The organism is Streptomyces sp. NBC_01003, from assembly GCF_045162695.1.
Lineage (GTDB): Bacteria > Actinomycetota > Actinomycetes > Streptomycetales > Streptomycetaceae > Streptomyces.
On the sequence record NZ_CP108707.1, the window covers coordinates 8,326,727 to 8,340,115 of the forward strand.

Annotated in this window: 11 protein-coding genes; all 11 read right to left on the reverse strand. The window is 68.9% G+C overall.

What is annotated here, in order from left to right:
- Positions 1–212 precede the first annotated feature (212 nt).
- Entirely contained in the window at positions 213–1,463 is a 1,251-nt protein-coding gene (locus OG698_RS37985) for an MFS transporter (protein ID WP_399080171.1), read from the reverse strand.
- Positions 1,460–2,668, reverse strand: coding sequence for a bifunctional class I SAM-dependent methyltransferase/NUDIX hydrolase (locus OG698_RS37990; protein WP_406108442.1), 1,209 nt, complete (start codon positions 2,666–2,668; stop codon positions 1,460–1,462). The genes OG698_RS37985 and OG698_RS37990 overlap by 4 nt, the downstream gene beginning before the upstream one ends.
- Before the next feature lie 25 nt (positions 2,669–2,693).
- Positions 2,694–3,563 carry an NUDIX domain-containing protein gene (locus tag OG698_RS37995; protein WP_406108444.1) on the reverse strand — a complete coding sequence of 290 codons (870 nt, stop codon included), beginning with the start codon at positions 3,561–3,563 and terminating at the stop codon, positions 2,694–2,696.
- A complete protein-coding gene (fxlM, locus tag OG698_RS38000) occupies positions 3,556–5,895 on the reverse strand; it encodes a methyltransferase, FxLD system (RefSeq protein ID WP_406108445.1) in 2,340 nt (779 codons plus the stop codon). Before fxlM ends, OG698_RS37995 begins: the two co-directional genes overlap by 8 nt.
- Before the next feature lie 89 nt (positions 5,896–5,984).
- Positions 5,985–6,941: an NUDIX domain-containing protein gene (locus OG698_RS38005; protein ID WP_406108446.1), complete on the reverse strand. Its 957-nt coding sequence runs from the start codon at positions 6,939–6,941 to the stop codon at positions 5,985–5,987.
- Positions 6,942–6,962: 21 nt separating this feature from the next.
- Entirely contained in the window at positions 6,963–8,945 is a 1,983-nt protein-coding gene (locus OG698_RS38010; RefSeq protein WP_406108448.1) for an ABC transporter ATP-binding protein, read from the reverse strand.
- Complete coding sequence (locus tag OG698_RS38015; RefSeq protein WP_406108450.1) at positions 8,942–9,409, reverse strand: NUDIX domain-containing protein; 468 nt, start codon at positions 9,407–9,409, stop codon at positions 8,942–8,944. Before OG698_RS38015 ends, OG698_RS38010 begins: the two co-directional genes overlap by 4 nt.
- A gap of 385 nt (positions 9,410–9,794) precedes the next feature.
- The gene (locus tag OG698_RS38020; RefSeq protein ID WP_406108452.1) at positions 9,795–10,628 is read right to left on the reverse strand and encodes a 3-deoxy-manno-octulosonate cytidylyltransferase; all 834 of its coding nucleotides are present in this window, start codon (positions 10,626–10,628) and stop codon (positions 9,795–9,797) included.
- 33 nt (positions 10,629–10,661) lie between these two features.
- Positions 10,662–11,210, reverse strand: a complete 549-nt coding sequence (locus OG698_RS38025; RefSeq protein ID WP_406108454.1) for an NUDIX hydrolase — start codon at positions 11,208–11,210, stop codon at positions 10,662–10,664.
- A 4-nt stretch (positions 11,211–11,214) separates the two neighbouring features.
- On the reverse strand, positions 11,215–12,336 hold the full coding sequence (locus OG698_RS38030; protein ID WP_406108456.1) for an adenosylhomocysteinase: 1,122 nt from the start codon (positions 12,334–12,336) through the stop codon (positions 11,215–11,217).
- 31 nt (positions 12,337–12,367) lie between these two features.
- Complete coding sequence (locus OG698_RS38035) at positions 12,368–13,366, reverse strand: NAD-dependent epimerase/dehydratase family protein (RefSeq protein WP_406108457.1); 999 nt, start codon at positions 13,364–13,366, stop codon at positions 12,368–12,370.
- Between the last annotated feature and the right edge of the window lie 23 nt (positions 13,367–13,389).

Sequence of the window (13,389 nt, forward strand, 5' to 3'; positions counted from 1 at the left end):
GAAGTAGCCGAGGTCGTCGTTCCAGATCGCTTGGAGGAGCAAGACCCGATCGTTGTGGAGGACGACTGCTTTGGCCGAATTGCGGATGGCGAGGGGCATCAGGGAGGAGTCCGTTGCGCGACAGAGGAGGGATGTTCAGCAGGGCGCGGCTGATCTTGACGTGGGTGGATCGATACGGTCGAGGACCTGCCTCCTTCGCGGGACCGGATCCGTCATCGTGCGGGTTCGGCGATGGGACGCAGGGATCGCAAGGGTGTCAGCGCGAGCCGGACCGGAGGCAGGACAAGCAGGCACGCGCCGATCGTCAAGATGGTGTGCAGGCTGATGCGCGTGCTGGCGGCCCCGGCGAGGATGGTGGAGAAGGGGCGTAGCCCGAAGGCAGTCCATTGGCCGGTGGCCTGCATGCGGCCCTGCATCTGTGGCTCGCAGGCGCTTTGGCGCACGGTGCGCTGTGTCAGTCCGTGTGTGACGGCCCCAAAGAGCTGAACGAAGAGGCCACAGCCGACGGCAAGTTGGCCGCCGAGGCCGGGCTTTGCCAGCAGTAGGGGGAGCTGGCTTGCCGGGGCCAGGGCGAGGGCGCTGATCATGACCGGGCCGGCCCCGAATCGATCGGTCAGCCGCTCGGCGGTGAGGGAGGCCAGGAAGCCGCCGCTCGCGCCGATCGCCATCACGTAGCCGAATGTCTGCGGGGGCCAGTGGAGTTCGCGGACGAGGTAGACGATCCAGATCGCGTTGGTGCCGGCGAGGACGGTAGAGGTGATCGCGTTCGTGGTGACGAGCGGACCGATCACCGGGTGTTTCCAGGTGTAGGCGAGCCCTTCGCGGATCTCTCGAAGCAGGGAGCGTTCGGCCGTTCTCGGCTGTGGTGGTGGTTCGGGGGTGCGGATACGGAGGGCGCACCAGGCGCTGACGAGGTAGGAGACGGCGTCGAGGGTGACCGCGCGGGCTGCGCCGACGAGGCCGATCAGCACGCCGCCGAGGGCCGGGCCGCAGATGTCCGCCAGGGTGTTGGCGCTGGCCAGCTTCGAGTTGGCCTGGAGCAGCTGGTCGGAAGGCACCAGATGCGGGATGTACGACAGGCTCGCCGCCATGCCGACGACCTGGCAGGAGCCGATGGTGAAGGCCACCAGCCACAACTGCGGGAGTGTGAGTCGGCCGAGGGACGCTGCGAGCGGGATGGTGGCCATCGCGATGGCGCAGCCGAGGTTCGTGGCGATCATCAGCGGCCGTTTCCGGAGCCGGTCGGCCCAGGCGCCGGCGGGGAGCGAGAACAGCAGCGGCGGGGTCTTCTGCGCGGCGGCGAGGACCGCGGCCTGCCAGGCGCTCGCGTGCAGGGTGACGACCGCGACCAGGGGGATGGCGACGGAGCTGAGCGAGGAGCCCAGGACGTCGATGGCCTGCCCGGTCCAGTAGAGGCGGAAGTCGCGGTGCCGCCACAGGGTCGTACGCGGGGGCGAGTTCATGCACCTGCGCTTTCTGGAGCGGATGACGGTGCCGTTCGGCTGTCGTAGGGAGTGAAGTGGGCCGGGGGGTGGTCGATGGGCAGGTCGGGGCGCCAGGCGGTGAGGATCTGTGCGCTGCACTCGAAGAGACCGTCGGGCAGCTCGTCGAGCGGCCACCAGGCCCAGTCGCCGACGCTCTCGTCTGGCTGGGTGGTGGGTTCGCCCTGCCAGGTGGTGATGAGGGCGCCCACGGTGACGCGTACGACGTCGCCGACGTGATCGACGAGGGTGCCCAGGAGGGTGACGTCTTCGGGGCGCGCGGACAGGCCGGTCTCCTCGGCCAGCTCGCGCACGACCGTCTTCTCCAGGGGTTCGCCGATCTCAAGAGATCCGCCGGGGAGTTCGAGAGTGCCGCGGCGGTGGCGGCCCAGGAGCAGACCGCGGTCGCCGAGGACGATGGCGCCCACGCCGATCGCGGCGTGCGGGACGGGCGGGCGTCGGCTGCGGGGGCGGCTGGTGATCCGCGCAGGTAGGACGGTCCTGCGCCGGGCCTGGATGAGCTGGCAGGTGACGGGGTTGTCCGGGTCGGGTGCGTGGAGCTGGGTGATGGCCTCCACCGTGAATCCGTAGTCCGTCAGGAGGTCTTCCCACACCTGGGCGGTGAGCACCCAGGTCTGCAGCGGCAGCGGGTCCATGCCCTTGAGCCCGACCGTCTCCGCGCGTGGAGCCACGGTGTCGGAGGGGCCATGGCCGTGCCAGTTGGTGTGCAGAACGGAGAAGACGAGCGGGGCTCCGGGGAGTAGTCCGTCGCGCAGCGCGGGCAGTGAGATGTGGGGGTCGATTCCGGCGAGTGTGCAGATGCCGTACGCCGCGTCGTACGGCTGAGCCTGCTTAAGGTGCTCGATCACGTCCGCGTGCAGGAACCGGACGCCGGGTACGTCGCCGAAGTGTCCGGTGGCGCGGCGGTGTTGGGTGGGCGAGAGTTCGACTGCGTCGACGAGTGCGCCGTGGGCTTGTGCGATGTGGACGGCGTAGTGGCCGGCGCCGGAGCCGATGTCCAGGACCCGTTTTCCGGCCAGGGGGCCGAGGACGTCGTCGCCGGGGCCGACACCGTCCCAGAAGCCCCATCGCAGCTGTTCAGGTGCGGGCGGCATGTAGGACCGGTCGAGCTGAAACTGGCCATAGGCAGTCCAGGTCTCGGGGTTGGGGGACGCCTCGACGGACATGAGAACTCCAAAGGGGAGGGCCGGGTTAGGTGTGATCGGTGACGAGGTACTGCGGGCCGTGGCCGGTGCGGGCCCGTTCGATGGCCTCCAGGCGGGCGAACGCTCCCTCGGCCAGCAGAGGTCGCCACTCGTCGAGGCCGTGGATCGCCCACATGTCGTGCTCTGCCGGGTCGACGCGAATCTGCCGCAGCTGTTCAGGGCTGAGGCTGCCGCCGTCGAAGATGAAACCGATCTTGCCCATGGGCCAGCGGGGCCCGGGGTGCAGGTAGTGCGTGAGCAGCAGACGGGGTTGGCCCTGGCCGAGCTCGAGCCCGGTTTCCTCGGCCGTTTCGCGGCGCGCGGTCTGCAGGGGATCCTCGCCGGCGTCAATGTTCCCGCCTGGAAACTGCCAGGGTCGACCGCCGTACACCGAACGCAGCATGACGGGCCGATCGCGGTCGTCGCGTACGTAGAAGCAGCTGTACACCGTGTGGTGCGGAACGGTCTGTACGTATGCCTCGGGGGACACGGGCATCGGCTGCCCCGCAAGTGCCGGCCGGTGGTCGAACTCGATCGCGAGCGGTCCCAGGGCCTCCTTCTCTGGTGGGTAGATGCGGCGCAGGTTGGCGAGCTGCTCGGCCTCTGTGGCGTCAGGGTCGATCCGGGAGGTGTCCTCCGCGGCGAGCAGCTCGGCGAACGAGGCGTGCGGCGTGATCCGCGCGACCCTTACGTCGAGTTCGCGGCCGGAGTCCTCGCCGTGGAATACGAGCACGTCGCCGACCGCGACGTCCGTCATCCGGGGTGTGCGCACCCGGACTTCGATGGTCTTGCGGCCGGATTCCACCTGGGCGTAGTAGCGCTCGTACAGGCCCAGCCCGTGCTGTGGCTCGACCTGGTCGGGTGCCGGTTCAGTCATGGGCGCTCACCTTCTCTGGCTGCGCGGCCGGGGCGTCGGCGGTGTCGGAGCGCCACGTCCACACGAGCCGGTTGTGGGTCTTGTCCAGCACGTGGCCTGCGGGTAGTTCGGTGTCAGGGGTTCCGGCGGGATGAACCTCCAACTGGGGGTAGCCGTAGGCTCGTTCGTGGACGTCCCAGCGACGCACGGCGAAGGTGAGCTGTTCGGCCAGAGCAGGCCCGGATGGCCCGAAGCCGTGAGCCAGAAACTCCGAGCGGCGCTGTTCGGCCGTGGGGCCGTCCTGGACCAGGACGTGGGTCAGGTAGGCGAGGGAGCCGGCCGCTGTGATCGCGGCGGCGTCCGAGCCCTTGGGCAGCGCGGTGATGCCACTGCTCTGATCACGGTTGCGGGCGAGGCGGCAGAAGCCGGGCAGCGTGGTGGCGAGGAAGAGCTGCAGGGCCTCGAACGACTCGTTGCCTGCCACGGTCACGCCGGTGGCCACTTCGTGGCGAGGGCCAGCGAGGGCATCGTCCAGACCGGTGGTCTCGGCGGGGACGCCGTCGGGGAAACGGAGCTGCAGTTCGCCGTCGGCGAGGTCGACGGCGGGGACGGCGCGGGCCGCGGGCCCGCGGTCGCGGATGAACCCACAGAACGTGAAGTCCGTAGCACGCAGCACCGGGCCGTGCTTTTGAAAGGCGATGGCGCGGGTGTAGTCATGGACTTCCAGTGGGAGGACGAGATAGCGGCCGTCGGCGAGCTGGTCACGCCAAGCGGGAGCGATATCCCAGCAGTTGTAAGTAATTACCGCAGCATCGAAACCCCCGCGGGGCATGTGCTCGACGGCGCCGTCGCTGGCAGAGCCGAGCACCGCTGTGACGCGACCGCTGCCGGCCTCGGCGGTCAGCCGCCGCGTGCGGCGCACGACATACGGCGCGAGGTCGACGGTGATCACGCGGCCGGTCGGCCCGACGACGTGTGCGATCAGTTCGGCGTTGTAGCCGCCCGAGCCTCCCTCGAATACCGTCATCCCCTCGGCCAGATGCAGGTGCTCGGCCATGTCGGCCTGGAGCCAGGCCGCAGACACGGAACTGGTCGCCTGAGCGAGGTCGTTGTGCTCGGTGACCACGGCCAGGTTGCTGTGGTACGCGGTCCGCAGAGGGCTCTCGGGGGTGAAGCGGTGCCGCGGGACCGAGCGGAGCGCTTGCTGGATCGGCGGGGAGGGGGCCCAGCCGCCGGCAATGACCCGGTCAGCCATCTGCTCGCGTCGCTCGATCGCCTCTGGCGGCTCGTCGGGCACCGGCGGGCAGCTGTTGTCGACCGGATAGGCGTGCGCGGACGGCACGTACGGAAGGACTCCCGGCCAGACCAGGTCCAGCGCCCGCGCTGAGGTGGCTGGCAGCCGGTCCAGACGGTGCAGGGTGTGCAGCGGTCGCCAGTCCACGTGCCCGAACCGGTTCGGCTTCAGCGGCTGGGCCTGCCCGGTGTGAGACGTGACGCGGACCACCACGCTCGTACGCAAGAGGCCGTCCGGGGCATCGAGGTGCAGTCCGAGGACATGCGCGTCGGCGGGATCGGCCATCACGCCGGTCTGCTCGGCCAGGGCCCGCACCGCAGTCTGCTCGAATCCTTCCCCGGGCTCGGCCATGGCGCCGGGCAGCTCCCACTCCTGTTGTGGCGAGCGCCCCAGCAGAACGCGCCCCAGGGCGTCGGTGCCCACGACGTGCACCGCGGTTACCGAACTCGACTGCGGGAGAGTGGTGTTCGTGATCTGCACGGCGGGCTTCTTCAGCCCGCGCAGGACCAGGACGGCCATCCCGTTCGCGTCGAAGCGCTGTGCCTGCTCCCACATGCTCATCAGGTGCGCGACCTCGTCCTCGTCGAGGGCGATGCCCCGGCGCTCGGCGGGGGTGGTCGCGGCGAGCGGTGTGATGACGACGAGGGCACCGTGCTTGCGTAGCCGCCGGCCCAGCGTGCGGGTCAGGCGCGTGCGGTCGCGCAGGAACGCGAACACCATCCGCAGGACGACCAGGTCGTAGCCGTCTGCGTGCAGTTTCGAGAGGTTGGCGCGCTCGATGTCCAGGTGCAGCCAGCGAACGGCTCCGTGCGAGGGGTCTTCCGGGTGCGCGTCGGTGCTGGGGAAGGCGGCGTCGGCCCAGTCCACGGCGTCGACGGCGTAGCCCATGGAGGCCAGGTGCAGCACGAGTTCGCCGGTCCCGCACCCCACGTCGAGTGCTCGGCCTCCATCGGAAGCGGGCACGTGCTGGGCGAGCAACGTGCGCTCGTCCTTGTCGAGAGGCCGGTAGCGGCGTCCCTCGGCATAACCGCTGTTCCATTCATCCTGCGAGGTGAACAACGAGTGGCACATCCTTACTTTGAGGGGTGGCTGGAGAGGCGTCGACCAGAGCCAGCAGGGTCGGAACGTCGGGGCCGTTGAGGGATGGGTCAGCTCCACCCCATCGCCGTGTACGGCTCGTCGCGGGCGATAGCTCGCAGCGCGACGCGGGTGTACTCCACGAGGGACTCGGGCAGGGCGTCGAGAGGCCACCACCGCCACTGGGTGCACCGCTCGGGTTCGAGCACGCGCGGCTCGCCGCTCCAACGGGAGGCGGTGAAGAACAGCTGGATACGCGACGTGGAGCTGCCGGGATCGAGGAGATCCAGGGTGTGGGCCAGGCGGAGATCTTCAGCGGCGATGGTGAGCCCGGCCTCCTCGGCCGTTTCGCGGACCATGCAGGCCAGGGCAGACTCGCCGGCCTCTCGGTGTCCGGCCGGCAGATGCCAGGCGCCGGGAGCGAAGGCGCTGTCGGGGTGGCGTTGGCCGAGCAGCACCGCGCCGTCGCGTACAAGGACGAGATGCGCTCCGACGATGCTGCGATCTCGGTGCTCGTCCGGCTCCGTCACCTTCACGATCGCAGGCATGCCCGAGCCGTCGAGGAGGGGCTTTGGAAGGCGTCGATGTTCGTCAAGGGTCGCCATGGTGGCGGGGTCCATCGTCATCTCGGCCGTCTCGTCGATGCGCGTCCACCGCAACTGGATGCCTTCGCGTAGTTCGATCTCGTGGACGGCCCGGTTGAGCGTGCCGAGGTAGACATGCACACGGTTGGTCAGGACACCGTTGGTATCGACGGTGTCCCGGGTCCGGAACGGGACGAGGTCCTCTACGACAAGACCGATCTCCTCCTGTAGTTCACGCCTGATGCAGTCGTCGTTGCTCTCTCCAGCGTCGAGGCGGCCTCCGAGCAGACACCAGTGGCCGGCGCGCCAGATTGGCTTGTTAGCCGCGCGCAGGTGCAGCAGGTACTCACCGCTGTCGTTGACGAGCAGCGCGGCGGTGCCACTTCCACGGAGTAGTTCCGCGTGGCCGGGGCTGTGCACGGTGTCGGTGGACTGAAAGGACACGATGCTCCTTCGGAGGGCTGGTCAGGCGGACTCGGAGGCGGCCGTGGGCCGGGCAGGGCGGGGCAGGACGGGGGCGTACTGGGCGGCCTGGGCGCGGAACATGGATGCGTATTGCTTGTTCGCTTCGATCAGCTCGTCATGGGTGCCGTGCTCGGCGACGTGCCCGTTGTTCAGGACGTAGATCTGATCGGCCCACCGCACGCCGGACATGCGGTGTGTCACCAGCACCACGGCCCGGTGGGGCGCGGCCAGCTCTCGGATGCGGTCGAAGGTACGGATCTCGGCCTCGGGGTCCAGGGCGGAGGTGGGCTCATCGACGATGAGGAGGCTGTCCGCGGTGGAGGTCTCGGTGCGCCAATGCGACCGCGCCAGGCCGACCTTCTGCCACTCTCCGCCGGACAGTTCGGTCGCACCTCGGAACATGCGGGCCAGCAGCGTATTGAGCCCCTCCGGGAGTTTGTCGAGCAGCGACGCTGCACCCGCGAAGCGCACCGATGAATTCAACTCCTCATCGGTGGAGGGGCGGTGGGGACGGCCGATCCGAATGTTCATCGAGGCGGTCATCGGCCACCGCTGGAAGTCCTGTGTCAGTTGCCCAACCCGCTCGAAGAGCTTGAAGCGGTTGAGCTGGGTGACCGGGGATCCGCCCCAGGAGACCGAGCCGGTGGTCGGGACCAGGAGGCCGCTAATGATCTTCACTAGCGTGGACTTGCCCGCGCCGTTGTCGCCGACCACGGCAGTCACGCTGCCCATGGGAAGAGTCAACGACACCTTGTCCAGGGCCGGTTCATCCCGGTCGGGATAGCGGTAGCCGACCTGCTCCAGCACGATCGCGTCGACCCGCTCCGGCAGGTCATCCCCGCCGTCCGGAATGGTGCGCCGGGCTGCCTCGACGAGGAAGCGCTCGTGATCCTGCACGTACAACGACTCCTCGTGCAGATCGTTGACGTTCATCACGAGGGCGCCGAGGCTGGCCGAGCCGGAGCGGATGGCGAACACCGCCGTGCCGGCGACGGCCAGGCTCATCTGCCCGCCCGTGACCAGCCAGAACATCACCGCATAGGTCGCCGCCGTCGCGATGCCAGACATCGCCTGCGCCAGCAGCTCGGTCGCCGCCTTCCCGTTGGCCAGCCGCTGCTGTTCCTCCTCCGCGTTCTCGGCCATGTCCCGGTAGCGCGCCAGCAGATAAGGGCCCACACCGTGCAGACGCACCTCCTGGGCGGCGCTGCGCTCGGTCAGCAGGTTGCCGATGAGACGACTGGCCCGCAGGTGCTCGACCCAGTTCAGCACCGACACGTAGCGCCGCTGCGCCACCCTCATGGCGCCCCAGCCCCGGGGGGCCACGATCAGCAGCAGCATCGGGATGAGAGCCCAGTGCAGCACGAGCAGGATGCCGGCCGTGGAGATGAGCCCGATCATGCTGTTCAGGCCGGCGACGCAGGTGGAGATCATGCGGCGCGCGTACGTGGGGCCGTAGTAGGCCACGTCGAGCAGTCGCCGAAAGGCCGGGTCCTCGATCGCCTCCAGCTCGACGGCCTGCGCCGCGTCCAGGTACTCCGTCGTGGCGATCCGCTCGACGAGTGGCTCCAGACGGCCGGCGCGCGATGTTGACCAACTGGCCAGACCTGAATTGACCACGGCCGCGCCTGCCCCGACGAGCATCGCCGGCAGCGCCGCGTCGAGGCGGTCCGCCGGGCTGCCCGCGCCGAGCAGTGCATGCATCACTGCGTTGAGGACGAGGAGGTTCACCGCGGCGACGATGCCCTGGCCGATCTCGCAGGCGCCGACGCTCAGCAGAGCGCCCCGGTCGGCCCGCCAGGCTCGCCGCAGTGTGCCCCACACCTGCCGGGGCATGGAACGAAGTGCGCTCCATAGCGTCAACTCGAGCCGAGCGTGCTCGTGTTCGGTCCACCCCATGTCATAGCGAAGCGGTCCTCCGAACAGCTCCTGTTCGGAACGGGAGACCTTGGGCTCCTCCACTCGGGGACGGCGCAGAAGCCTCATGCGGCGTCACCCGCAGTGGTGGGGTCGGCTTTGATAACGGCGTACAGGGTCCCTTCGACGAAGTGGCGGAGCACGCCCTGGGTGTAGGGGTGACAGTCCTGGGGCGGGTCGCCGGGTTCGGCCCACAGGAGCTCCGAGTGCTTGTCGGGCTCGCTATTCGCCGGGGTTCCTTCCCAGGAGCGCGTTACCCAGGCCGTCCCGAGCCGCCGAGAACCGTCTGCCGCGACGAACTGGAATAGCCCGCAGAACTCGGCGTCGTGGGGGCTGATCCGGATCCCCAGCTCCTCCTCGGCCTCCCGGATCGCCCCTTCCAGAGGCGACTCGCCCTCCTCCAAGTGGCCTCCCACCACTGTGAGTTGTCCGGGCGCGTACTGATCTTGTGCACGCCGTAGAAGCGGCATCCGTCCGTCCTGGCGGTACGGGAGCATGAGCACGTCGACGATGCTGGTGTAGCGGTCCCTCACGCGAACGCCTCCTCGGATGCTGCTCCGAGGCGCTCCGTAGCGCCGACGGGCGCACAGGGATGAGGGGGACAGGCTCCAGGCGGAGGTCCGAGGCGCACGGGCACATGGAATTCGAGCGTGATGTGCGCGCCAATGGCGATCATCTGGCGGGGCATACGGCCTCCTCGGTGTGCGTGCTCTCGGACAGGTGCTCGGAATAACGGCCCGCTGGGCCAGTCGTTCGGGGCACAGAAGGGGTATTTCTTGGAACGCATGTGCTGTTCTGGGGGTTTGGCCAGGTGCTCCCGCGTCTTCCGGGAGGCGGGCCTCAAGTTCGTCACGCGTGTGGGGGCGACGCGGTTTCGCCGCCGTGTCGGAGGTTGCGGCGGTTAGAGGTGATGGGCCGTCAGGCGGGTCGCGAGGGCGCTGCGGCCGTGGCGAGCCGAGGTGACGTAGGTGACCGAAATCGTGGGTGTGCTGCGGTGCGGCGGGCGAGCATCGCGGCGGCGCGTGCAAGATCCTCCGGGGTGTCGACCGCGACGCCGCTGTCGGACACGGGCAGCATCTGCACTCGGTGGCCGTGCTCGATGAACCGCAGCATCTCGACGCCCTCGGCCTGTTCGAGAGGGCCCTGCGGGAGCTGCCGGAAGCGTTCGAGAGCCTCGCGTGTGAAGCCGTAAAGGCCGAGCTGTCGCAGGAAGGAAGGCCGCCTGCTGCGGGGGTAAGGGATGGGCTGCCGCGAGAACATCAGCGCCTGGCTGTCGGTTCCGACGACAACCTTGACGACGTTGTGGTCGAGTACGGCCGCGGTGTCGCTCAGCTCGGCGTACGCGTTAACGGCCAGGGCCTTGCCGTCCAGGTTGGCGAGCGCGTCGGATAAAGCATCGATGGCTGACGGCTCAATGAAGGGCTCGTCGCCCTGGACGTTGATGTACGCGTCCGCGCGGAGACGCTCGGCGCACTCTGCGACGCGGTCGGTGCCGGTGGCGTGCTCGCCGGTCCGTACGCAGTCGATGCCCAGCTCGTGGCACGCTGCCTCGATGCGCTCGTCGTCCGTCGCCACTACGGCGCTGTCCAGAGACGTGGCTTCCAGACAGCGCTGGTGAACGTGCCAGAGCAGCGGCTTGTCGCCCAGACGGGCCAGGGGTTTGCCGGGGAAACGCGAAGCCCCCCACCGGCAGGGGATGACGGCTATGTGCCGGCGTCCAGGTGTTTTCGGTGAGGCTGTGGTGGCGGCCACGGGATCTCCTAGCGGTCGGCTGGGTGTCGGAGGTCAGAGAAGGGCGAGTTTGGCGCGGACCGTGGGCGCGGCGGCCTCGGTGAAGGGACGCCACTCGTAGCCGCCCACTTCCGCGGCCTGCAATGTCACTTCGTGCTCCGAACGGAGGCGGAAGATCCAGCGGAAATCGATGTGCTGGTGATCGGGCTCGCCCTTGGAGGGATTTGCGTCGATCGCGTGCACGTCGATGTCGAAAGGGATGTCTGCGAATCCGGGAAGAGCGACAGCGGCGCTTGGCGGGATGCCTGCTTCTTCGTGGAGTTCACGCAGTGCCGCAGTGGGGAGGTCGGGGTCCTCTGCCTCGTTGTGGCCCCCGGGCGCGAGAACCTTTCCGGAAGCCTTGTGGTGGATATGGAGGATCCTCTGGTCGCGGTCGAGGAGGATGGCGCTGCAGGTCACGTGGGCCGGGAACGTCTTGCGGCTCGTGGGGTCGTCACCGCCGGCGAGTGCGGTGAAAAGCGGTGCCAGCCCGTCGCGTTCGTGCGGGTAACGGGAGAGGTACGTCTCGGTGACGGCGCGGATGTGCTGTGCGGAAGGGGGCACGGAATCACCTTTCGAAGTGGTCGAGCCAGGTCCTGGCGATGGCGTGACGGTCGGATGCCGCCATCTCGTGCATGCCGGGCTGGAACTGGTCGCGGCTAAGAGCTGCTGTGGCGGCGAGTATTTCGGCCTGGACGAGATGGATGTACGAGCCGACAGCGGCGCCGTGCACGAAGTTGACCGCGCCGCCGTCGGCGAGCACGAAGAAGTAGTGGCCGGTGATTTCGTACCGAGTCAACTCCGGGCTGATAGACGTGCGTTGGTAGAGACTGTGGAGGCTTCCAAGCTCAAGTTCGTCCTCCGAGGAGGTGACCGACCCGAGATACGCACCGTTGCGCAGGGCAGCGAAGTCGCTCTGCTGCAGGGCGAGGTTGCCGGTCGCACACAAGACGAGTTCCGCCTCACGGACCGCGTCCGCGGCGGACGCGCAGGTACGGAAGCCCAGCGAGTGCGCCTGCACCTGCCTGACCGGGTCCTTGTCGTACACAGTGACGCGCAGGTCCAGCGCCCGCAGCGTCTGAGCGATAGCGCGCCCGACTTTCCCGAAGCCGATGACGCAGGCGTTGCGGCCGGTCAGAATATCTCCGCGCCCGCGCACAAGAGCCTCGGTGGAGAAGACGATCGAGCGACCCACGAGGTGGTCCTCGCAGTCCTTGAGCGGGGAGCGGGCCACGGAGACGACCGGGCACGGCAGGGAGTCGAGCGCCGCGTATCGCTGGTGTCCGTTCTCGGTGTCCTCGACGACGCCGAGGATGCGGCCGGAGAACTTGCTCACGAGGGTGTCGAGGCTCGCCGCGAAGTAGCCGCCGATGTCCACCAGGACGACGTCCCGGCCGCCGGCCGTGTCCTCCAGGTAGTCCAGAGCCTGGGTCTCGTCGGTGAACCGTTCTCGGGTGAGGTCGTGGACTGGGAGGGTGCGGCGGACGTCGTCGAGGGTCGGCTGGTGGATCGACCGGGGCTTGGGGAGCACGGCGCCGACCGTGGACACCTCGGTCATGGCGCGCAGGAACGCAGGCCGCTCGGGGAGCAGATGCGTGATGACCAGCGTCGTGATCGCCTCGCCCGCGGGGAATTGCGCGGTGATCTGCCGGAAGAAGGCGTCCAGCCGGGCTCGCTCGGGACTTTCCATTGCGTCTCCTCTCGGGCTCCGGGTCGCGGAACTATGCGGCTCGGCTGTAGTTGGGGACCTGTGCGGCCAGAGCCTGCATGTGAGCGCGCAGCCCGTTGTGGAGGTCGACTCGCGGCTGCCAGCCGAGGATCTCTCGGGCACGGCTGGGGTCGGCGCGAGTGAGGAGGACGTCACCGCTGCGCGCGTGGTTCTGCTCGATCTGGATGTCGCGGCCGATGAGGCTGGTCGCGATGTTGATCACTTCCAGCAGCGACGCGTTCGACCCGCCGCCCACGTTGATAGCGCCCTGCGCGGTCGGCACGACGGCGGCGGCGATCGTGGCGGCGACTACGTCGTCGATGTAGGTGAAGTCGCGTCGCTGGTGGCCGTCTCCGTACAGGCGCAGCGGCTGTCCGGTCAGAGCTGCCTGCAGGGCGCGGTGGGTGAACATGTCCGCGCGCTGGCGGGGGCCGTAGACGGTGAAGTACCGCAGGGCGACGACGCTGGGACCGTTGGGGCGCGTGGCGTAGGCGAGGCAGAGCTGTTCTTCGGCCAGTTTGGTCACCGCGTACGGGGACGCCGGTTGCGGGCGGTCGGCTTCGACGCTCGCGCCGCCGTCGGTCGGCCCGTAGACGCTGGAGGAGGAGGCGACGATCAGCCGCGGAACGCCGATGCGCGTGCAGGCTTCCAGGACCCGGTGGGTGGCCAGCACGTTGGACGCGAGGTAGTCGCCGAACTGCGGACCCCAGGAAGGCCGTACGCCGGGAATTCCGGCGAGGTGGAAGACCGCGTCCGCGTCGATCAGGAGAGGGTCGATCGCGCAGTGGAGGAGGTCGGCAGTGACGTGGTGGTAACCCGGGAGGCCCCGCAGGGCGGCGAGGTTGACGCCGGCCGTGTGGTCGGTGGACGGGTCGCGGCGGTCGACGCCGATCACGGTGGTGCCGGCCTGGACGAGGGCGTGGGCGAGGTGGGAACCGATGAATCCGGCGGAGCCGGTCACCACGGCTCGGCGGGGGGCAGCGGCGGTCGGGTGCTGCTCGTGCTGCGGCACGGGAATCTCCAGAGAGGTGTGGT

Coding starts and splice junctions, on each gene's coding strand:
- OG698_RS37985 (WP_399080171.1), bottom strand. CDS start 1,463: ATGAACTCGCCCCCGCGTACGACCCTGTGGCGGCACCGCGACTTCCGC.
- OG698_RS37990 (WP_406108442.1), bottom strand. CDS start 2,668: ATGTCCGTCGAGGCGTCCCCCAACCCCGAGACCTGGACTGCCTATGGC.
- OG698_RS37995 (WP_406108444.1), bottom strand. CDS start 3,563: ATGACTGAACCGGCACCCGACCAGGTCGAGCCACAGCACGGGCTGGGC.
- OG698_RS38010 (WP_406108448.1), bottom strand. CDS start 8,945: ATGAGGCTTCTGCGCCGTCCCCGAGTGGAGGAGCCCAAGGTCTCCCGT.
- OG698_RS38030 (WP_406108456.1), bottom strand. CDS start 12,336: ATGGAAAGTCCCGAGCGAGCCCGGCTGGACGCCTTCTTCCGGCAGATC.